Here is a 22,805-nt window from a genome sequence, read left to right as displayed (position 1 = left end):
TTTTTCAATTTCATGCTTTAATTCAGCAACGCTGTTAACTACCTATTTCTTTCTTTGAAGAAATTTACAAGAATCTCAAGACATGAAGCAAGGATACACCAACATTCAACATCCAAAATCCAACCCCGATTATGGTGTGGGAGAGTTTTTTTTTGCGGGGAAAGCTTTCTGAAAATTATTACCTAGTACTGATGCTAATTCTTGATTACTCAAGGATTGAACCAGACTTAAACCCAAAGATTGATGAGAAATAGTTCGAGCGTAATTGGCATTAAGGTAGGGTATATATTGTGGCATTTTGGCTACATAAGTTTGCAAAAACGGCAAACTCAAAGCATTGATATAAGCACGCGCTTGGGAAGCATCACCAACCATTTCTGCTGGTAATGATACTTGCTTGCTGTCTGGGTTACTATTACCAATGCTAGAAAAATGAGTACCACCAACAAACATGACTAGATATTTATGAGGATTAGTCAACCAAGAAAAAGGGAGAATTTGTTCGTATAAAGCTGGCGCGACAGTATCTTCACTGCTACCAACCAGCATGACAGGAGTTTGAATTTGATTTAAACCAGCTTGTCCGAAAATAGAGCTAGTGATGGGGTTAACTGCGATCGCAGCTTTAACTCTCTCATCTCGCAAATTATATTCTAGTTTCGACTCTCTTTGCAATTCCAAAACCCGACATTGCAGGAATAAAGACATATTCCAGGTATCCCGCAGCGTATCTGGTTGACAATCTCTTTTTAGCTGCTCAAAGTTAATTTTTGCACCTGCTAAAGCTAAAGCAGTATAACCACCAAACGATTGGCCAAATACTCCCACTTGTTGCAGATTCAACCGACCTTGAAATTTACCATCAGAGTTGTTGACTTTTTCTAGTTGATTTAATATAAATTTGATATCTAAAGGTCTATCTATAAATTCACCTGACTCTATCAATCTAGTTGTATTACTCTTACCAAGAGATTGCTGAGGATGCAATTTTGGAGCATTCGTAACCGGATGATTAGGAACCACAACAGCTAATCCGTGGGAAGCTAAATGAGCAGCTAAATAACGAAAGTTGCTGCTATCTAAACCTAAACCGTGAGAGATGACAATTACTGAAGTGGGATGCTGAACATTAGGAACATAAACATCAGTCAGTAAACGCCGATTACGGTTGACATCAAAGAACTCTAGCTGATATTTCTTTGATTTTACACTGCCTTCATTTTTTAAGTTTGGCAGCTGATAGAAACTTGCCTTTTGGATGATACCAGCTTCTAGACTGGCTTTTTGCTGAATTGCTGCGATCGCTATCTTTGTTTCATTAATTAATTTCTCCAGTTCGCCAATTATCTCTAGACTATCAGCTAAATTAATATGAATATTATTTGTAGGATACTTCCGTAGCAAATTTAATAATGTTAAACCGTCTGCTTCCCCCGATGCTAAAATTATTGCTGTGCGTAAAGCATGAAATCCTGATTCAGGTTGACGAGATTTAGTTTTAATTAATTCTGCCAACCGTCGCAGCAGAAATTCTCCTTGTTGTGTATGGAGAAATTGTGAAGCTACTGCGGGACTAATTTTGATAGTTCTGAGTAAAATTTGTCGTAGTTCTTGCAGTTTTTGAAGTGAAATATACTGCTGATACATTGACAATTCATTATCAATTAATCCAGTTTTGGCGTAGGTTTCTAAACTAATTACGGGAATGGAAATTTCTAGTAACGAATAAGAAGCGGATATTTTCTCTGCTGCCATTACAGAATTATTAATTCCAAATGTTGGCAGCAATATTGAAATTACCAGCAAGAGGAAAATTTTTTTCAGGCTGCTGGCCCAATTACCAAACAAACTATTCATCGCTCAAATATTTCAGTGATGTTTTTTCGCGAGGCGTTAAATTTGGTAGTTATTCAGACACCCTGTGAATAAATTTATATACTCTTATTTGCCTCAGTCTTCTGGATATTTTTGAGCTTTTTTTCGTGAAGACAAAATTTAGAGGTTCATTGATATAGAGTCAATTAGGATAAAACAAATATCTCTTCGACCAGATTTTGACTCTATTTGATTAGATGCTCTTAAAATCATAACAACCGAAATAATAGTCCGCTTCAGTATTTATGGTGTAGCTTTAAATATAAAACCAATCTTTTGAGTTAAAAAACCTAATCGAATCATGCCAATAATTTCTTTTATTCAGATTTACCTAAAGAGATAGCTACCGAACCACTAACAACTAATAATGCCCCTATAATTCCTATTATAGTGATGTGTTCTGGGGGAATTAGAGTCGGGAAAATACCTGAAACTATCCAAACTGATATTAAAGTGACAATTGGAGCTAATGCTAAGACTGCGCTTACTCTTGAGGCTTCCCAATGTGCTAATGATTCAGCAAAAGCACCATAGGCAATTAAAGTATTTAATCCACAAAATAGCAACATTCCTAAATGTAAAGGATTGAGGCTAAAAACTGTATTAATTTTAGCAAAAGGAGTGAATAATAAAGCACATCCTCCGTAAATTATCAGCATAATATTAGAGGATGATAAAGATTGCAATAGCTGCTTTTGTGCCAAAGCATAAATAGCCCAGGCAACTGCTCCCAATACAACCAATCCACTGCCTAAAAGATATTGCCCTTGTGCTGTAATTAAATTTGTTAATTGAGCATTAAAAAACAGTGCAAAACCTAAAGTTAAGACACTAACTCCAATCCATTGCCGTAATGTATAATGTTCTTTAAAAATTACCAACCCACCAAAACCTAACAACACAGTAGCTAACTGAATTATCACTTCAGCGTTAGCGGGTGCTGTTAATGCTAAACCTTGCATGAAAAAGAAGTAATTTGTGGCTAAAAATATTGTGACTATTGCTAATAACTTTCCAGAACTAGAACGTAATTCTTCTATAGTTGGTAATTTTCCCTGTACAGACAAATAAATTGCCAATAATACAAAGGACATGGAAAAGCGAAACCAAATGATAGTATAAACATCTAGGGCTTGTAGTATTACCTTTAAAGCGATTGGTAGAATACCCCATAGAAAAACAGTCACTAACGATAAACCGAGTCCTAAACGCCAGCGACCGGAACTTTGATGCATGATTAATAATGAGTTGATGGGTATAAAATCATGTTTCTCCAAGAGTCAAGTGTCAAGAATACTTAATTACTTCGTACTATTGACTATTAGCTCCGGGTAAGTCTTCAAAAAAAATCAGCCATCCAAGGGGAAACACTGGTAAATATTTGCGTAGCGGCTAAAAGGGCTGCTTCTGTAGCCTTGAGCTTTCCTAATTGCTGCAATTGATCAGGAGAAAACAAGCCTGTGTACAGTGGTGCTAATCCTCTGATATCTAACTGTAACTCACCTTTTCCACCTTTGGTCACTTTACCGTATCCATTAATAACAGATAGGATAAATTTACCGTTGTTTGCAGGTAGTAAATCATCTTTAACTTCTAGGTGCAGTTCTGTGTTAATTCCCTGGGGATAGCCCCGCATTTCTAGTGCTGTAACTAAATTTATCACCCTGAGCATCCAGAGCTTTTGATGTGATATCTTGGCAGTTAGCTCTGGTAACAGCAATGTTAGGGAATCAATTACAGAACTCTTCCATTGCACCTTTTTGATTTGGGAGCGATGCTTACCCAAAAAAGACCAGAAAGTTTGTACAGCAGCATCTGTGGGAAGTACCCAATCTATTACTTTCAATATTGCACCATCTTGTGTTCGTTCTTGGGTAAAGATGATGTAGCCTTGGGGTTGATCTTGAGAACCGATAAAATAAGCGTAGACTTTTTGTTTCTCTTGTGTAGAGATTAATAGTTGCCAAATACCTGGATGTCTGTCTAAATATCCTTGAGTAAATTGTGCTTGTTGCTGATATAGGTCATAAAAGACTTGATGATTATTCAGAACTAAAGATTGCAGAAGTAGAGGTTGTTCTTGCACCTGGATACTTTCAGCTGCAATTTCCCAAATGCAATAGTTACCCCCTAGCTCATACCCCACTTTGCGGTATAGGGTTTGTGTAGCTGGATAGAGGACGGAGATAGGGACTTCTTGAGTGTATAGTTCTTTGAGGGTGTTTTGCATCAAAGCTAGAGCTACCCCATTTCCACGATATTCAGGAGCAATACCCACTGCGGCAATTCCTGTCATTGGTACACGCTGTCCACCCCACCATTGTCCCATGTGCAAAGTTGCTAGTCCACCTACCATTTGCTGATTTTGATGGATAGCACGGAAGTTTTCTAAGCCAATGCAGTTGATGTAGATTTCCTCGTCACCAGGTGAACCGATAAAACATTGGTCGAGGATATTTCCTAGTTGTTGAATTTCTTTTGAATGGGAGAGAGTACTGTATTGAAATTGAGGTGTCATTGCTTTTAATGCCAATAGCATAAAAAGATAATTATGCTACAACTGGCCTTACCTTGAACACCTCATCCGCTAGGGAGAATATTTTGTTGATTGATGATTTTTTTCAAAATAAACACAATTAACCCCCAATGCTTTCTTTTTCAAGAATATCTTGGGGGTATTTATTCGGTTGCTTTTTATATTGTCAAACAGTTATTAAATCAGCAATCCAGGGGGAATAAGCACTGTGTCAATAATGTGAATATAGCCGTTTTTAGCTTTCATATCTGATTTTTTGAATTTGGCTTTACCGATTTCAAATTTGCCTTTCTTATATTTAATTTCAACTACTTTACCTTGATAGGTTTTGAATTTACCTGGCTTAATTTTTTTGTAATCAACTGTGCCAGAAAGAATGTGGTAAGCCAAAACCTGCTGTAATATTGCTCTATTTTGTGGTAAGAACAACTTGCGGCGAGTAGCAACTGGTAAAGCCGCGAAAGCAGTATCTGAGGGGATAAATAGGGTATATGATGATCTTGTATTAGAAAAAGTGTTTTCCCAGCCAGCAGACCTGATCGCATTGGCAAAGGTACTACAACCGCAGGAACTGGTGTTGGCAACTTGTACAAGTGTCTGAGTAGTTGTGACTGTAGTAGTAGTAGTGGTAGTTACGCTTTGTGTATGCCCTGAATTATGGTGTTTTTCTTTTTTAGCCCAAGAAGGAGAACTAACTAGTACACTGGCTAGAGCGATCGCAATACCGACTGTTTTCACCAGCAAGCGTGAAGATGTTTTCATGGGTGTAAGATGCCTTTGTAAAAATAATACAAAATCCTTTCCACGTAAAGTGACGGTATGGCAACCTACTAGGTTTCCCAATTTATTGAAAAACCTAAAAACTTTTATACCCTTGATTAAGTAAATCCTTCATCATCTAATAATTTAGATATCTCTGTCAACCTAAATTTTTAACTCTCCAACATTTCTAGTAGCTGTGCTTCACTTAACTGAGTAATTCCTAGAGTTTGCGCCTTTTCCAACTTAGATCCTGCATCTTCACCCACAACTAAAAAGTCTGTTTTTTTACTGACTGAATCTGTAACTTTACCACCAGCTTTTTGAATCATTGCTTTTGCTTCATCGCGCTTTAAGGTTGGTAAAGTACCCGTAACGACAAAGGTTCTACCAGCAAATTTTTCATTAATCTCACCCACTGCTTTCGGTTCTTCAGTGGATATGAATTGCAAACCGATTGCTTGGAGACGAGAAATCAAAGTTTGATTGGCATCAATTTGAAACCATTGATAAACGGATTGAGCTATTTCTGCACCGATACCATAAACACCCTCAATATCTGATTGTCGTGCTGCTGCTAACTGTTCAACGCTGGTAAATTTTTCCGTTAATAATTGGGCGTTGACACTACCAACGTGACGAATACCTAAACCATATAATACCCTTGACCAAGGTTTATTTTTTGATTTAGCGATCGCACTCACCAATTTTTCCGCTGACTTCTGCCCCATCCGTTCCAATGCACATAATTTTTCCGGTGTCAAGTCATATAAATCGCCAACAGAATGCACCAACTCTTTATCTACCAATTGATGAACTAACTTTTCCCCTACACCTTTAATATCCAAAGCATCACGACTTACCCAATGTTCAATTTCACCTTTGAGAATTGCGGGACACGAAGCATTTACACATCTTGTCACCGCTTCCCCCGATTCTCGCACCACTGGTTGACTACAGACGGGACACTCGCTAGGCATAATAAAAGGTTGAGTATCAGCGGGACGCAATTCTTTAATTACCCGCACCACTTCCGGGATAATTTCCCCAGCTTTGCGAACAATGACAGTATCACCAATGCGGATATCTAATAGGGCAATGCGATCGCTATTATGTAAAGTAGCTCTAGAAACAGTAGTCCCCGCTAATTGTACAGGCAACATTTCCGCTAAAGGAGTTAACGCTCCCGTTCTCCCCACATTCACTGTAATCCGTTCCACACGGGTTGGAGCTTCTTCTGCTGCATACTTGAGAGCGATCGCCCACCGAGGGCATTTCTGCGTAAAACCTAACTGTTCTTGCAATTTAAAAGAATTTAGCTTTACCACCACCCCATCAGTCATATAAGCCGAATTCAGCCGTTCCGTATCCCAATATTGATAATATCCAGCAACTTCCTCTAATGTATGGCACAGCTTATGATTGGCATCAACCCGAAAACCCATTTTTTGCAACAACTCCAAAGCTTCCCATTGGGTATTAGCAATACTAGAGTCATCCAACCCTGTAATATGTAGCGTATAAGCAAAGAAATCTAACTGTCGCTGTGCTACAATCCGGGGATCTAACTGTCTAAGTGTACCAGCAGCCGCATTGCGGGGATTAGCAAACACCTGTTCACCTGCTTTTTGCCTTTTCTCATTGATTTGTTGAAATATATCTAAAGGTAAAAAAACCTCACCACGCACTTCCACCTTTTCGATATTTGCTAACCCGTCAAAATTCAAACGTAGGGGAATTGAGCGAATAGTCCGCACATTTTGGGTAATATCTTCACCCATAACCCCATCACCCCGACTCACACCTCTAGTTAAAACACCATTTTCATAAGTTAACGCCAAAGCAGCACCATCAATTTTCAATTCTGCCACATATTCTATATCCCCCGGAGAATACTGAGATGGTAAGTGTCTTCGCCAACGTTGTTCCCAGCTTTGTAACTCCTCAACATTAAAAGCATTTTCCAAACTATAGAGGGGGATGTTATGCCGGACTGAAGTAAAATGAGTTGCAGGTCGCTCACCCACCCGTTGAGTAGGACTATCAGGAGTGATTAATTCTGGATACTGAGTTTCTAATTCTTGCAATTCCCGATAAAACCGATCATAGACAGTATCCTCCATGATTGGTGCATCTAGGACATAGTAAGCATAACTGGCTTGTTGTAATAACCGCCGTATTTCTTCTATACGCTTTACTTCGGCTTGAGTTGGCATCATAATTTTAATTCGTAATTCGTAATTCGTAATTTGTAATTTGTAATTGGGGAATAGAGAATAGATAGAAAATTATTCTCCTCTGCTACCCTACCTTCTGCCTTATTGCACTAGAAAACCTGCCAGAAGCAGGCTTTTATAAGAATGTATGCTGAAAACCCACGAAAGATTTTAGCAAAATATTGATTAATGATCCCAGTCCTCGACTTCATATAAAAATCTAGTTTTGCCAATTAACTTACGATTAGCAGAAGTACTTTGAACAAACACAACATACTTTTCTAGATTACTAGGTTTAATCCTAATTGTCGCATCCATCGGTAGACCTAACATTTCTCGTGCAGCACTGCCTTCAAATAAATCACCCGTTGTCCTATCCATCAAAATAATTTCTTTAGTCGCTTGGATAGTTTCTGTTTTCGTAAATTCATAAAAACCACGCCCTACTTTAAATGTTAACCCATTTTCTAGCACAAACGCTTTAATAGAAATATCTAAATCCACCTCTAACACCTGGAATCTTCCTGGAACAACCGCTCTTAAATCAGTTGATTCATAATAAGCTGTTCCTTCTCGTTTCATCATGGTGTCAAATATTTTATTTAACCCACGACTCATCCTTCCTTGGTTAATTACTTCTTGTTCATAAGCTTGTAATTGTTCATCGGATGATTGCTGATAGCAAACTGCTAAAAACAAGTCAGTAATATAAGAAAATTGGTCTAAATTAATATGAAACCCACCAGATTTTTCAGCTAATTCTTGATAAAAAGGTGTAGCATGATGGCGATTAAGTGCTTGTACTCCATAAACTGAAATTCCCAATTCGGCTAACTTATCTACCTCTTTACGCCAATTTAACTTTTGGGGATTGTGTGCTGGTGCGTGGGGAATATCATCACCAATTAAAACTAGAGATTTAGATGCTGATTTTGACCAAGATAAAGATTGGGATTCATGTAATACTAACTCATAACATTCTGGTGCATCTCCCCCACCAGTTGGTTCTACATTTTGGACAAAATCACAAATTTTATCGACATCACCAGAAAGGTTAAAGGTTTTAGTCACATAGGTTGAACCTGCGTCACAATAATCCCCGTGAGCGATAATCCCAATCCTAATTAGAGGTAATTCATCCATCAGTCTGGTGACAGTATTTTTAATTTTTCGCCGTACCTGAGTCAGACAAGGATACATACTACCAGTCGTATCAAAGCTAAAAACAACTTCTATATTGTTGTTTGCCATAGCTATAACCTAAATCTCACTTATCTAGAATGTATCTTTATTTTAAATAATTATTTAATGTGAAAAACATTACTTTAAAATATTGTAATATTTAGGGTTGTTGAAAATAAATAAATATGTAAAAATACGGTAAATCTCTATCAACTCGTACCCATAAATATCATAAATATATTTTTGGCTGTTGCGGTACTATCTTTATAACGTAAATCTCATGACATAAACTTATTATGGAGCCAGACTTGTTACCAACTGAGGTGATTTTGACAAACCCACATCAGTCTCTCGGTATATTAAAACTTGATTGGACACCCCAACCGGGTAATTATCTTGATCTTGAAGGTAAAACCTATGCGGTTTTAGAGCGTCGTCATAGATATCAATTAAAATCAGGACGCTACCGCTTGCATAATGTGGCTATTTATGTGCAGTCTGCTAAACGACCAGATGAAAAAACCTTTGTTGGGGGACGTTGGGTAATTGGGGATGCTACCTGCAACTACAATGCTCATTCAGAAATAATTCGCTGTGCAGTCAACCCAGAAGGCCCTTGTAAATCCTGCCGTTTCTATGAAAATCAGGTGATAGGTGATAGGTGACTGGGTAATGCATACTGGGGACTGGATACTGGGAAGATGAAGAGAAACAATTACGAATGACCTAACACTTCTCCCAAAGTCAAACGAGTACCATTCACAAAATCCCATCCTGATTGGGGACGTTTACCAGTTAGCTGAACTTCTCTCAACAGCAACAAACCTTCCCCAGTTTGTACTATTGCTCCTAAGCCTTTGATGATACTGACTACTTCTCCGGGTTGCCCTGAAATAGTTGACAAATCAGGTATTTTGTGAATTTTTTCTGTTACTTGCTCTGGTAACTCGTGAATATAAGCAGAATTGAGAGGAACAGCAGCAGTTATTTTCAGTGGTTGATTGCGAAAAGTCGTCAGACAGTTGGGGTAAAAACCTCTAATTTGGTTGTGTAATTGAATAGCTGTCTTTGACCAGTCTAAATTATAGTCTTGTTTTTGAATCAAAGAGGCATAAGTGGCAACAGAATTATCTTGGGGAATTGGTTCAATTTCCTGACGTTCCAGCTTGAACAATGTTTCTATCAATAAATCTGCACCCATGACAGCTAACTTATCAGCTAAATTTTGGGCATTATCTAGTAATTGAATGGGTGTGGTGGCTTTTAGCAGCATATTACCCGTATCCATACCCGCATCCATTAACATAGTTGTAATCCCAGTTTCTTGCTCACCGTTATATAGACACCATTGAATGGGAGCCGCGCCACGATATTGGGGTAAAATCGAACCATGCACATTAATGCAACCCAATTTTGGCATATTTAAGATTTTCTTAGACAAAATTTGCCCATAAGCAATCACGACAAACACATCTGCGTCTAATTGTTTAAGTTGGTTTAAAGTTTCAATATCTTTTTTAATTCTCTCTGGTTGCCATAGGGGAAGGTTGTGGGCAATAGCAAGTGTTTTTACTGGTGAGGGTGTTAATTTATTCCCTCGTTCCCGACGTTTATCAGGTTGGGTGACAACTGCTAAAATTTGCACATCTGGGTGAGCCAGTAGCTTCTCTAGCGTGGGGACGGCAAATTGGGGAGTACCGAAAAATACGATTTTCATTATTTATTCGTTATTAGTTATTAGTCAATATTAGGTGCTTGACATACTCACCGACCTAAAGGCACGGTGACTCTAGACGCTTCACCGACTGACGCTAACCGTTGCTAGTCTTACTCTGTCTCTGCGCCCGTTTAGAGTCGTGGCAATGCCCTATCCCGACACTTCGGCTTGGCTCAGTGCAAGCTTTATTTATATTTTTTGCGGCGTTCTCATCTCGGTCGTGTTCAGTCCCACAATTCAAGCATCGAACCGACCGAATTTTTAAATCAAGTTTACCCCATCTGTAGCCACATTCGGAACAAACTTGGCTTGTTGGTTCCCATCTACTAATAATGTGAAATGTCCTACCAAACTTCTGCGATTTAGCTTCACATAACGTCCGAAACTCTCTCCATCCCTGAAGACTAATCGCTCTAGCAAGTTGGCGATTTTTGACCATGCCTGACACATTCAAATCTTCCAAAACAATAACTTCATTCTCGCTAACTATTTTGGTGGATAGTTTGTGCAGGAAATCTTTTCGGGTATCGGCTATTTCGTTATGTAGTTTTGCAATTTGAATTCGAGTTTTATTTCTTCGTCGTGAGTCCTTAGGTTGCCGTGCTAGTTTCTTCTGAAATTGGCGAATTTTCCTGTCTAATTTTGAGTAATCGGGGCTTTGGGCTTTTTCTCCATCGCTCATGACAGCAAAAGTTTTTATTCCCAAATCAATACCGATACTTTGGTTTTTAGCATCAATATTAACGGGTTCAACTTCTACTACAAAACTGAGAAAATAGCGATTAGCGCAATCCTTTACGACAGTACAGGAGCTAGGAGAGCAGGGTAATTCTCTAGACCAAATCGGGCTAACGTTACCAATTTTGGCTAGATAAACCTCATCCCCTTTGATTGAAAATCCACCAATTCTAAATCGTGCTGACTGCTGATTAGTCTTCTTTTTGAACTTAGGGTGACCTAATTTTTTACCTTTGCGCTTCCCTTTTAGAGAATCAAAAAAGTTTTTATAGGCAGATCCCAAATCTGCAACCGATTGTTGCAAAGGAATATTAGAAACCTCAGATAACCATTGCCGCTCAACAGTTTTTTTCGCTTGAGTAATAACCAACTTTTGCAAGTCGTTGTTACTTGGTAATTTTTCTGCTTGTTTGCAAATAGCCAGTGCATCGTTCCAAACTACACGAACACAACCAAACAACTGAGCTAAAAGCTTTTGCTGTTGGTCTGTCGGGTAGAAACGGAATTGATATCTAGCTTTCATCGTTAATGCTATAATTGGGCTGCAAATTAATTATATATTGGTCTGCACAAAATGGCAAGTCCCCTCAGAAGAGAAAGACAAAGCATTACGGACTTAAAAATTCACTTGGTCTGTATTACAAAGGATCGTCAGTCTGTGTTCGCTGGTGAAAGTATTGATTTAATTGAAAAAACATTTCGTGAGGTGGCTGAAAAAATGAATTTTAAAGTGCTTGAGTTTAACGGTGAAGGGAATCACGTCCATGCACTGATTGAATATCCTCCTAAATTATCCGTTTCTCAAATAGTAAATGCTCTAAAAGGCGTATCCAGCCGCAGATATGGACAAGCCGGATATAAAAAACCCCATGAAGAATCTCTATGGAGTCCCAGCTATTTTGCTATTTCAGTCGCGGGTACGCCACTAGAAATATTAAAGGAGTATATTAAGAATCAAGAAAAGCCGTCCTAGAAGGCTTGTCCTGAGCTTACCGAAGGGATGGGGCTTGTGTCCCATGTTTTCGGTCATGAATCACTGACAACAGACTGCCCACAACTCACTAAATTACGATAACGATGGAAAAAACGCAAAGCGATTTTGCTAGGAGGGCATTCAATTTGAGTGATTTAGTGGTAAAGTGTTGATTATTGGTGCAACAAAAACTTCCTTAATGAATTAGAAGGTCTTGGCAGGCAGGACAGTGATGATCAATAATTGTATTTGCTGTTATGTAGGCATAAATATTTGATTATGTCTTATAGCTAGACATTGAAGCATCTACTAAACCCACTTATTTGGTAGGGTAGTAATCTGGTAATTTACTAAAATCAGCTTCTTTAGATTTGTGTGATAGCACTCACACGCACGGCGATCGCAATAGATATATTATTGATTTGCGAACAGATTTATAGATTTGGATAGATTAAAGATGAGGATTTTGGTAATTCTTCCCTGCAAATGCAAGATTTTTTGATTAATAGATCGCTTTTATACGCATTAGCTTTATTTGAACTGGATTAGTACTGTTACAAAAGTTTCTAATTAGGTGGTCTTTTGGACAGGATGGGCTATATCTTGCTACAACTGTTCGTAAAAACGCACCTTAATTTTAGTCACTAGTACAGCACAGTGTAAATAACTATCCAGTGAAAAAAGTTTAAAAGCTGATCAAGCGTCCTTTTTAATCCACTAGGTTTATCTATGGGGTTACTCAGCACTACTGAACTATATAGTAGTCTTCCTTAAGTAAAGGTATGACTTGGGTATATAGTTTACACAAAACTTATTGTATCTATCAACACAGTAATTCACTGTTACTGATCTGACTGCCCGGAAATATTACAGAATTTAAAGATTGTAAAGATGTGGACAATGATACTAAAACTTTTGTAAAGTGATGCAAAATTTGGCGAGATTATCTCGTTAGAGCTTCTACTTTGTTGTTATACATAATAATCATAGCTTTTGCCCTTCCTGTATAGACATTGCTCCTCGAAATAGCCACCCCCCCTTAGAGAGTCCACTCATGTTGAAATCCCTTTTGCTGTCAGGATGGTTCCGCGTACAACCATTTATCAAGTACGTTGTTGTTGTTATAGTAATTGCTCCCGTCTTAGGTGTATCTATTCACTCTACCTTGGCAAAACAATCACAATTAAAGGTAGCTAAAATTGGTGTAGAAGTTGACAAATCAGGTTCAAAATCGCCAAAAAGCGCTATTTCTGGGGAATCTAATTTAAAAATAGGCCAGTTCAACTCATTGAATGGACAATTTGGGACTGTTGTGCCATTAAATACGCCTATTAGTGGAGAAAGGCAAGTATTACTGGCAGATAAAATGGATTCGGGGGCAAAAAAGGAGAATTATCAGTCTAGGGGTGATGTAAGTGTTCCTGTGACAGTAAGTAAACAGATACCTGTAGAAAAGATACCGGTTAGTCAAACTGATTTAGTACAAAAATTAAAAGAAGCTAAAATAGCGGCTTTGGCAGGTGAAGTTAATCCTCAGATCAGCAAGAGATCGGCAACAGAACAATTAGCAACAGTTAACAGTTCACCAGGTGTTAGAGAATCATCAATGAGGGAAATACCCATAGATGGTCCACCAAATCAGTCTGATGGATTACCAGATGATCCAATGGGCAGTCCTCATCCTATTCCCTGGAAATGGATTATGATGACTCAGGAAGCTATTGGTGGCAAAGGGAATTCTGGAGTACGGCACTATCGCAGCATACCGGTGGTTTCTCCAGATGGTAGATATGCTGTTTATAGCCGGGTACAGCTAGAAGTGAAACCTGAAATGTACAATAGCCGAGTCACTAGCTTGTTGTTTATAGAAGATAGACAAACTAAGAAATTAAAGGTGATAGCTAAAACATCTGGGATTAACGATCCGCTATTACAACAGACAGTTGCTACAGAAGCAACTGATACAGAAGGGAAAATTGGGGTGTTAGTTCCGGTTAGCTGGTCACAAAAAGGCGATCGCTTTTTAGCCCGCAAGTTTATAGGCATATTCAATACAGCAGATGTTACGGATCATGCAGTAATTTGGGATCAGCAACAAAATCATACCAAAACAGTTGCTCCTCCCCAAGAGGCGAATGAGCATGAAAAAATAGCAATCTTGTTAGGTTGGAGTAAACAACAACCGGATCATGCGCTGTTCCGTGCAGGTGAAATAGGAGAAGAAAATTGGCCTTTGGTGCAAGTTGCTAGTGATGGTAAAAGTATAAATGTCTCCACAGATGGGGATCAGCCTGTTACTTTTGGTGTAAGTGATACACCAGTTTGGGCAGAACCCCAAGTAGCCTCAAGATAATTTGCAGCCAGATATATCAATTGAACAAAACGCCCGTTGTCGCCTATAACAACAACGGGGTTTTTTCGTGAATTAAAATCAGAGATGCTGTCAACTTCTGAACTAAAAAAATACTGCTTATTGAGTCGCTACTATTACATATAGTATAAAGTACAAATGAAGAGTTGTGCTATCAGTTAAAAATTACATGAAAACTTAGATAGACTCTGTATTATTTGTAGCAGATTATTTTATAGTGACTGCATAACATTTAACAATGTCGATTACTCAGGGTCACAATCAATGCAACTGATCAATTCTAATTCTATTCAGAAGGTCAGACAAGTTTCTACTAATACTTGCAATTCTCATCAAGATAAACCTCATGTCTATACATTAGAACATCTGATTCAAACCTTAGAAGAAGTAGCTAAACACCTGACAAGCAGATAAGGTTTTCACATTCTTAGCGACTGCACAAAGAGCGATTCCTACTAAGGGTTTCTGCTGTGGTAGACACTCCGCGAATGCGATCGCTCTCTATAACCTTAGGATTATTCTGCAAATATTCTTGTATTAATCCACAGCCACGTTTTAATAAAACATCTAACTTCACATCTGATAAGTTGCGTAAAATTACAGTTCCATTACCACTACCCGCAGCCAGAGTCTTACCATCAGGACTAAAACTCAGACTAGTTAACTCTTGCTTCTCACCCTTTAAAGCTATCAGCAGAGTTCCGTTTCGGCTCCAAAGCCTGATCTTATCATCACTGCCAACAGCCAACGTTTTACCGTCAGGACTAAAACTGACACTGATCAAACTATCACCATTACCTGGCAATACCCTGAGTAAACTACCGTCCCGATTCCAAAGTCTTACCGTACTATCAATACTTACTGAGGCGATAGTCTGACCATCCGGCGACCAAGCCACACCATTTACCCGCCGGGTGTGACCAGTTAAATCGTAGAGAAATTTACCATCATTTCTCCAAATTTTGACTAAATTATCATCACTCGCTGACGCTAACAACTTACCATCAGGGCTGAAACTGACCCAATTGACCGCACTTCCATGACCCAACAAGGTTGTGATCAATTTACCATCCCGACTCCAAAGCTTAACTGTAGCATCCTTACTAGCAGAGGCAATATTTTGACCATTCGGCGACCAAGCTACAGCTAAAACTGTATCTTCATGACCCCGCAAAGTATTAATTAATGACCCTTCCCGACTCCAAAGCTTAACTGTCGTATCCTTACTAGCAGAAGCAATATTTTGACCATCCGGCGACCAAGCTACACCCCAAACAGAACCTTGATGTCCTGTTAATGTTCTGATTAATTGACGATTCTGACTCCAAAGTTTAACTGTTTGATCTCGACTAGCTGCCGCCAAAATGCGGACATCAGGACTAAAACTGATACTAGTCACCCAATCAATGTCAGTCTTGCCATTTCGCAACAGCACATCATCCCAACGCCATAGCTTAATCGTTTTATCCCTCCCCGCAGAAATTAAAGTACCACCATCAGGGCTAAAATTAACGCTATTCACCCAATTATTATGTCCTCTGAGAGTTCCCAGCAATACTCCATCCAAACTCCAGAGTTTAACTGTTTCGTCGGTACTGGCGGATGCGATCGTTTGACCATCAGGGCTAAAACTAACACTGGTAACGCCAGAAGTATGACCTGAGAGAGTTTTCAGTAAATTTCCTTCCCGACTCCACAATTTAATAGTTTTGTCTAAATCTAAACTACCAGAGGCGAGAGTTTGACTATCAGATGACCAAGCTAGACTTTTAACCGCATCTTCATGACCTATCAAAGTTTTGAGAAATTTACCTTCCCGACTCCACAATTTGATAGTTTTATCAGCACTTGCTGAAGCAATGATTTGACCATCCGGTGACCAAGCTACAGCCAAAACTGCACCATTATGACCTGTCAAAGTCTGGAGAAATTTACCCTCCGCACTCCATAATTTAACGGTTTTATCTGTACTTGCCGAAGCTATAAATTTACCATCAGGGCTAAAATTAGAGCTATTCACTACAGATTTATGACCGATTAAAGTGTTCAATAGCTTACCTTTTTGGTTCCACAATTTTACTGTTTTGTCCTGACTTGCAGAAATAATAGTTTGACTATCAGGACTAAAATTAACACTATTGACCACATCTTCATGTCCCGATAAAGTTCTGACAAAACTACCATTAGGAAGCCAGAGGTTAATTGTGTAATCTGCACTAGCTGAAGCAATTAAAGAGTTATCCGGGCTAAATGTGGCATTATTAACTCCAGATAAATGACCTTCTAAGCGGTTACGTTCTTTGACACCATAAACCGCTTGGTATAAAGCTGTTAGTACTTGTTCTCTAGTAGAAGCACTTACCCAGATTGTCTGTTGCAATTTTTTCCCCGCTTTTAAACTGTCGTTGAGTGCATCAAGACCTTTTTGAGAAGCAAACAAAGCTTCACTAGAAGTACTGAGAGTTTTAATTTCACTATCTATGGCAGTAATTACAGAAATAGTTAAACCAAATATAGCAACGACGGAAGCTGTCAGGGCAATTTTTAATGTCCGATTTAATCGTGCTTCACTTAGTCGTTGTTTTTCTTGACTTTCTGCTAGTTGTGCGATTAATGCTTTTTCTTTGAGTTCTCCACGCAGATGTTCAATTTCTAATTGACTTAATTCTTCTCGCTTGCGTAGTTCTCGGAGTTCTGTTAATAAATCTACTCCTTGTTGACGTTGGGTATCGACTAATGTAGCTTGCTGTTTTTTTTGTCTCAGTTCACTTTTAAGACGTTCAATTTCTTGTTGACTATTTTCGACTTTATAACGTAATTGATTGAGTTGTGCTTGTAAGCTTGATTCTTGTTGTTGCAGGTAGCGAATTAAATCTACTAAATAATCATGAATAAGTTGATAGCGTTCGGGAATGTCGGGAAATAATACGACTAACCCAGAACTGACTAAAATAGATAAAATTAATTCTAATTGGCTAGAATCTTCTAGTTCTGATAATTCTGCTGATAATTCTGCCTGGGTTTTAAACGGTCTTTGATTACTTTCATCTGTTAATAAATATAAAACTATTAAAGCAGCCCGTTCATTTTCTGTGCCACATTCTTTAATTAATTCTTTGATATATCTTTCAATGAGTTTATTTGGTCTATAAGGCTGATATTGGGAAAGACTAGTGATGCGTTCATCTTGAAGTTGTGCGCCAACCACTTGCAATTCAATGGGGCGGACTTCTCCCAATTCTGCTGATAAATCTTGGACTACAGCATCAATTAAAGCTGGTTCTAAATGTAGTTGGGAACGTTCTGTTAATTTATGAATAATTACTTTGGCGTATGCAGGAGAAAAGTTATTTAATTGATAGCGAATATTTTTGTCGAGAATATTATGATTAATTGCTTCTAGGGAAACTAGATGTTTAAAATCTAGTAATCGGTGTAAATAATCTTCTCGCAAAGATAAAATCACTTTTACGAAAGATATATTTAAACAGTCACTGATAAATCTATCAAATTCTTGTTTTTGATAGCGGTCAGTATGACCAAAGAAAAATTCTTCAAATTGGTCGAAAATTAAAACTGTAATGAGATGATGATCGGCATTTTCTCTCAGTTGTTGTAATATGCCATCAATGCTGTTGAGGGGGACTAAATCAGGGGTGATTCCTAGTGCAATGTTTGTTTCTTGATGTTGCAGCATTGCTGCTGTTAAAGATTTGCCTAATTCTCGCACCCAATCGGTATAAATTTGGAGGACAACTGGAATGGCATTTTGATCACCTATGGCACGATTTTGCAGTGCGGGAATTAAACCAGCGGTGACGGTAGAACTCTTACCCACACCAGACGGGCCATGAATTACTATCAGCTTGTAGTCAGCACGGCTAAGTCTGCCAATTAAGTTATTAATATCACCTTCCCGACCGGAAGCGGCTATTTCTAAAGCCACGCTGCTATTTCCCGACGCAGACATCAAAGCGGGGTTGGTAACTTTCCTTTGGGGTTGTAAACGTCCAGCACCGATAAAGGCGCGAAAACCATACTGTTGTTCAACGGAACGGCGTTTTTGTCTAATTAGATAGGCTTGGAGATAGCAACCAGCTTCAAAATAGAGCGATCGCAATGTCCGCAATAAGCGAATATAACGATGGGCATCATATTGGTGTTCACTGTTTTCTAAAGATGCTGGTAGTTCTGTTGTTGCCTTGTCTAAGTATTCCTGGGCTACTTTTTGCTCACCTAGTTGTTGCTGTGCTTTGGCTAAAGTTAAATAATAAATTTGTGCTAACAGCAAAGGAAATAAACAAGGTTGGAGGTGACGGTGCTTTTGAGCTTCCCCTAATTTCAATAATGCTATGTGTGCTAAAATGCTTGCTTGCATCCAGCGTGACTGTTGTACAGCTACCTGGGACAAAATACCATAGTCACTAGCTAGTTGAATTTGACTGCCATAATTTTGGTGTAATTCTAGAGATTTTTCGGCAACAATTTGTAATTCAGACCATGCTTGTAAACTTTGCAAAACATCCGCAAGCTGTCCAATAAATTCAGCAACTAAATCTGTACGTCCAGCTACTTCAAAAGTGTGTAAGCACTGTTGAAAATAATTTTCTGCTGCTTGTAAGTGGCGGTTACTTGCTGTTTGATTTTGTTCAGTGAGACGGCAATGACATAGACCGATGTAAAGTAATAAAACGCCTTGTTTGAGAAGATGAGGAGATGAAGAATTAGAAAGTTGGGGTGAAGGAGAAAGATTATCCCATTCGATAATTCTACCTTTTTCCCATTCTTTGGTAATTTGTTCTTTTTCCTCTGTGTCCTGATTTTGATACCAAAATAGTAAGCTTTGTCGAAAATGGTTTAAAGCTGAATTTATCCGGTCACTGACATAATCATCTAAACCAAAAACAAATTGTAAACTAGCGTTTAATTGGGCTTCCAACCCAATACCACGATTTTCTAAGTCTCTAATTGCAATTTGCAGTTCATAGCTCCGCATCCATACTTGTTCTATGGTAGTATCATATTTTTGTATTTGCTGGTTTTGGGTATTATCTCTATGTAAAGCTTTAGCAAATAAAGAGTTTGTTTCTTGTTTCAGAAATTCTAGCAGCGCCATAGAAGTCATTTCAAATCTAATTGGTGTTGCTGCCCAACTAGCAAAATCTGGAGCTAATTTTACTACTTTTTGTAATACTTCATCATTAACCCATATTACCATTGGGAACGGGTGGCGTTTACGAAATTCATCACGAATTTGATTAATAGAAATTAGCAGTTCATCAAGTCCTTCTACTGACTCTAAACCCAAAACTATTAATGCTGTAGGTTGATTAATTTGTTGCTGTAAATGAATAGTAGAATATAGGCTGAGGGAATTTTGGGTTAAAACTACTTTTTGGATTTTATTAAAACTGCTATCTATTTCTGACAGTCTTTGCAGTATTAAATCCCGCAAAATTCCATAGTTACAACACACCAATACAACAGAAAATTGACCTTGAGAAAGTGAAATTGCCCTGGCTAAACTGCGTAAGGAACGATCATTAGCACTGTTGATATCTATTGGTGTGTTTCGTTCAACCATGATTTAAATTTTTGAGTTTCTGCTAAGACTGGGTTAACACCAAACCAAGCTCCCTGGCGATCGCGATATTCAAAAACGAACAAACTGCGTAATAATGCATGATATTCTGTATCACCTTTGACTCTTTGCTCGCGCATCACTTGAAAGATTAGTTCCCACTCATGGGGGTCAATAGCGTTAGCTCGATAATCTCTTTGTCTTTGGATGACTAATTCCAAACATTCCCGGTCAAATGGTGGGTCTTGTTCTCGCAGACAGTCAAACAGTAGCCCTAATAAGTCACGCACATGACCACCACTAATTAGACACAAACGGTCTAAAGTTTCCTGGCTATCAAACACCTCTGTAATTAAGTTTAAGCGATCGCTCGACAAAATGTCAGGAAAGGCTCTAGCTAATACCATTTGCTGCATTAATTCTAATCCTTCTCTGTAAATTTCCCCTGAACGCAGTAACACAGGTATCATTGGTAAGACTTTTGGTGCAACTCCACCACCTAAACGATGTTGTAGTTCAGCGCTATCGTTGGAGAAAGTTAAAGACAAAGGAATAGTGTAAACAAGATGACAATTAAGTTTACGTAACTGCTCACCTCGTTCAATAAACAAGTATTCTGGAAGAGATTTCCCTGATGGTATGGGTCGGAATGATGATACTCGATCTAAATTATCAACAATTACTACCAAACCTTTTTTACCCTTGGCTTTGAGTTCAGTATTGGCACGTTCTAGCAATTCTTGATTAATTGAGAGTAAAATATTTTCTGTGCGTGGTTCTAGGTAGTCTCTTAACCGTCGTCGTAACTGTGGACTTTCTTTGGTTTTAGCAGTAATTTTGGCAATTCCCACCGATAATTCAGCTTCTACTCCCAAATCTATCGGTGTTTGCAAAAAATCCACCACTTCAGTAAACAATTTAGCAAAGTAGCGAGGTTTGAGGCTGATTTTCATCGCTTCTAGACTTTCACTCACTTGACCAGCAACAGCCAAGAGAATATCAGTCACATCCACATCTGCCATTTCTAGCACACGAGTGGATTCAAAATATACTACATGAAATTGCTGCTCCTCTAACTCTGCTTTTAACCGTAACAACTCCGTAGATTTCCCACAACCCAAGTGTCCGGTAAATAGTTGACAGGTGGGAGTATTCGGAGAAATTTTACTAATAGTTCGTAGCAAAGCTTCAATAATCTTACCTCCCCGTACCGAGGCAAAATCAATATAGTACAGGCGATCCGCAGCATTTTCAATCATTAATGGTCTGCTCGGATTACAAGCCTGATAAAATCTTTCTAAATCTAGGAGCATAATTTAATCTACTTCACTCAAGAACGGGGAGAATAAAAATAAACTATATCTTTTTCGTCTAATCTCATTATTTTATAGGACGACAAATAATTTTATGTAACACAACAACACAATTAAATTTTAAAAAAGTAATTGTGTAGGTCATGGGTAATCGCCATCTAGGCTAGTAGTCTTAAACAAACATTAATCCTTACAGATACCTGATCTTAAACAATCTTCTGTTTGATCATCTCTGGCGTGGATATTTTTTTTAAATTCCGGCTGAAAATTAGCATCAGCAACTATTGTATTTTGAGCAATTGTCATCGGCAACATATACTGGAAGAGTGACAAATTACTACTGGCAATACCTGAAGTAGAATTGGACAGACATACTGGCAATATCATCAATCGCATATAAATTTTCCTTTTCATCCCAAACCTCTTTTCTTAGTGATGATTGGGTTATCGGAAACATTATTTTGACCAACTAGAGTTAATACCACAGCACAGCGGTAGTAGTTACTCCAGACGTAATTGACAAATTAACGGTTCCGTACTTGTGTGTAGTAGACATTCCCCACAAATGTCTTCTTACTTACTTATGCAGATGCAACGCTAAACAACCGGAAAAATTCCCCAAACCCTAAAATCCTCCATTGCTGGTCGCTCTGGCAGATAAAATAGTGAAGGAATGTTTGCTATTAATGGACTTATGACACCTTTATCAGATGTGGATACTCTCAATTCTCCTGACATGGACATGGAAGGATACGAAAACTCTGACGATAATCCCCTTGATGAGTTACCAGATGAGGTCGAAATGTCCTTTTTTGACCATCTTGAGGAATTGCGGCAACGGATTTTCTATTCTTTAATTGTTGTTGTAGTGGCTGTTATCGGTTGTTTTGTCGCCGTTAAACCCCTGGTTCAGTTGCTAGAAGTTCCCGCTCATGGAATTAAATTTCTCCAACTAGCACCGGGAGAATATTTCTTTGTGTCTATCAAAGTTGCGGGTTACAGTGGTGTGGTGCTTGCTAGTCCCTTTATTCTTTACCAAATTATGCAGTTTGTGCTTCCCGGACTGACACGCCGTGAACGCCGTTTGTTGGGGCCTGTGGTTTTAGGGTCTAGTGTGTTGTTTGTGGGTGGGTTAGTATTTGCTTATTTATTACTTATCCCCGCAGCGTTGCAATTTTTTATTAGCTACGGTGCAGATGTTGTAGAACAATTGTGGTCGATTGAAAAATATTTTGAGTTTGTACTGTTGCTTTTGTTCAGTACTGGGTTAGCATTTCAAATTCCCATTATTCAATTGTTGTTAGGTAATTTAGGGATTGTTTCTTCTGAAAAAATGGTGGCTGGTTGGCGTTTTGTAATTATGGGAGCAGTGGTTTTAGGCGCAGTTCTCACACCTTCTACTGATCCTCTCACTCAAAGTCTTTTAGCAGGGGCTGTTTTAGGTCTTTATTTTGGTGGTGTTGGTTTAGTTAAACTTACAGGAAAATAATAGTCATTTTACCAATTACCAATTACCCATTACCAATTACCAGCCCCAACAGATA

16 protein-coding genes are annotated in these 22,805 nt (G+C 38.5%); 5 read left to right on the top strand and 11 right to left on the bottom strand.

All coding sequences use genetic code 11. The annotated features are described in order from the left end of the window. Positions 1-129: 129 nt before the first annotated feature. The 6 genes from ACSQ6I_RS02880 to ACSQ6I_RS02855 form a co-directional block, all read right to left on the bottom strand. Positions 130-1,788 (bottom strand): alpha/beta hydrolase, encoded by a 1,659-nt coding sequence (locus ACSQ6I_RS02880; RefSeq protein ID WP_438888783.1) that lies wholly within the window; start codon positions 1,786-1,788, stop codon positions 130-132. 404 nt (positions 1,789-2,192) lie between these two features. Next, on the bottom strand, positions 2,193-3,110 hold the full coding sequence (locus ACSQ6I_RS02875; RefSeq protein ID WP_438888782.1) for a DMT family transporter: 918 nt from the start codon (positions 3,108-3,110) through the stop codon (positions 2,193-2,195). 104 nt (positions 3,111-3,214) lie between these two features. Further along, positions 3,215-4,393: a GNAT family N-acetyltransferase gene (locus ACSQ6I_RS02870; RefSeq protein ID WP_438888781.1), complete on the bottom strand. Its 1,179-nt coding sequence runs from the start codon at positions 4,391-4,393 to the stop codon at positions 3,215-3,217. A 195-nt stretch (positions 4,394-4,588) separates the two neighbouring features. After that, entirely contained in the window at positions 4,589-5,173 is a 585-nt protein-coding gene (locus ACSQ6I_RS02865) for a fasciclin domain-containing protein (protein WP_438888780.1), read from the bottom strand. A gap of 170 nt (positions 5,174-5,343) precedes the next feature. After that, complete coding sequence (gene ligA / locus ACSQ6I_RS02860) at positions 5,344-7,389, bottom strand: NAD-dependent DNA ligase LigA (RefSeq protein WP_438888779.1); 2,046 nt, start codon at positions 7,387-7,389, stop codon at positions 5,344-5,346. A 183-nt stretch (positions 7,390-7,572) separates the two neighbouring features. Beyond that, positions 7,573-8,637 (bottom strand): vWA domain-containing protein, encoded by a 1,065-nt coding sequence (locus ACSQ6I_RS02855; RefSeq protein WP_438888778.1) that lies wholly within the window; start codon positions 8,635-8,637, stop codon positions 7,573-7,575. A 227-nt stretch (positions 8,638-8,864) separates the two neighbouring features. Here ACSQ6I_RS02855 and ACSQ6I_RS02850 point away from each other — a divergent pair, with 227 nt between their 5' ends. Then, on the top strand, positions 8,865-9,233 hold the full coding sequence (locus ACSQ6I_RS02850; protein WP_438888777.1) for a DUF6464 family protein: 369 nt from the start codon (positions 8,865-8,867) through the stop codon (positions 9,231-9,233). A 50-nt stretch (positions 9,234-9,283) separates the two neighbouring features. Here ACSQ6I_RS02850 and fmt read toward each other — a convergent pair whose 3' ends face one another. Together fmt and ACSQ6I_RS02840 are read right to left on the bottom strand one after the other, a co-directional pair. Beyond that, positions 9,284-10,285: a methionyl-tRNA formyltransferase gene (gene fmt, locus ACSQ6I_RS02845; protein WP_438888776.1), complete on the bottom strand. Its 1,002-nt coding sequence runs from the start codon at positions 10,283-10,285 to the stop codon at positions 9,284-9,286. Positions 10,286-10,379: 94 nt separating this feature from the next. Beyond that, positions 10,380-11,546, bottom strand: a complete 1,167-nt coding sequence (locus ACSQ6I_RS02840; RefSeq protein WP_438888775.1) for an RNA-guided endonuclease InsQ/TnpB family protein — start codon at positions 11,544-11,546, stop codon at positions 10,380-10,382. Between the two features lie 51 nt (positions 11,547-11,597). Here ACSQ6I_RS02840 and tnpA point away from each other — a divergent pair, with 51 nt between their 5' ends. From tnpA to ACSQ6I_RS02825, 3 genes are all read left to right on the top strand, one after another. Then, positions 11,598-11,996: an IS200/IS605 family transposase gene (gene tnpA / locus ACSQ6I_RS02835; RefSeq protein WP_438888774.1), complete on the top strand. Its 399-nt coding sequence runs from the start codon at positions 11,598-11,600 to the stop codon at positions 11,994-11,996. Between the two features lie 1,054 nt (positions 11,997-13,050). Next, the gene (locus ACSQ6I_RS02830; RefSeq protein ID WP_438888773.1) at positions 13,051-14,349 is read left to right on the top strand and encodes a hypothetical protein; all 1,299 of its coding nucleotides are present in this window, start codon (positions 13,051-13,053) and stop codon (positions 14,347-14,349) included. 282 nt (positions 14,350-14,631) lie between these two features. Further along, the gene (locus ACSQ6I_RS02825) at positions 14,632-14,781 is read left to right on the top strand and encodes a serine dehydratase (RefSeq protein WP_438888772.1); all 150 of its coding nucleotides are present in this window, start codon (positions 14,632-14,634) and stop codon (positions 14,779-14,781) included. Positions 14,782-14,794: 13 nt separating this feature from the next. Here the strand turns inward: ACSQ6I_RS02825 and ACSQ6I_RS02820 are convergent, their stop codons facing one another. From ACSQ6I_RS02820 to ACSQ6I_RS02810, 3 genes are all read right to left on the bottom strand, one after another. Beyond that, entirely contained in the window at positions 14,795-19,951 is a 5,157-nt protein-coding gene (locus ACSQ6I_RS02820) for an nSTAND1 domain-containing NTPase (protein ID WP_438888770.1), read from the bottom strand. After that, complete coding sequence (locus ACSQ6I_RS02815) at positions 19,927-21,261, bottom strand: P-loop NTPase fold protein (protein ID WP_438888769.1); 1,335 nt, start codon at positions 21,259-21,261, stop codon at positions 19,927-19,929. Before ACSQ6I_RS02815 ends, ACSQ6I_RS02820 begins: the two co-directional genes overlap by 25 nt. A 183-nt stretch (positions 21,262-21,444) precedes the next feature. Next, on the bottom strand, positions 21,445-21,657 hold the full coding sequence (locus ACSQ6I_RS02810; RefSeq protein ID WP_438888767.1) for a hypothetical protein: 213 nt from the start codon (positions 21,655-21,657) through the stop codon (positions 21,445-21,447). A 298-nt stretch (positions 21,658-21,955) separates the two neighbouring features. Here ACSQ6I_RS02810 and tatC point away from each other — a divergent pair, with 298 nt between their 5' ends. Then, entirely contained in the window at positions 21,956-22,750 is a 795-nt protein-coding gene (gene tatC, locus ACSQ6I_RS02805; protein WP_438888996.1) for a twin-arginine translocase subunit TatC, read from the top strand. Positions 22,751-22,805 lie beyond the last annotated feature (55 nt).

It is taken from the genome of Anabaena sp. WFMT (genome assembly GCF_051781005.1).
GTDB lineage: Bacteria > Cyanobacteriota > Cyanobacteriia > Cyanobacteriales > Nostocaceae > Anabaena.
Note: the sequence above shows the minus strand (reverse complement) of the source record. Positions and strands in the feature narration are given on the sequence as shown.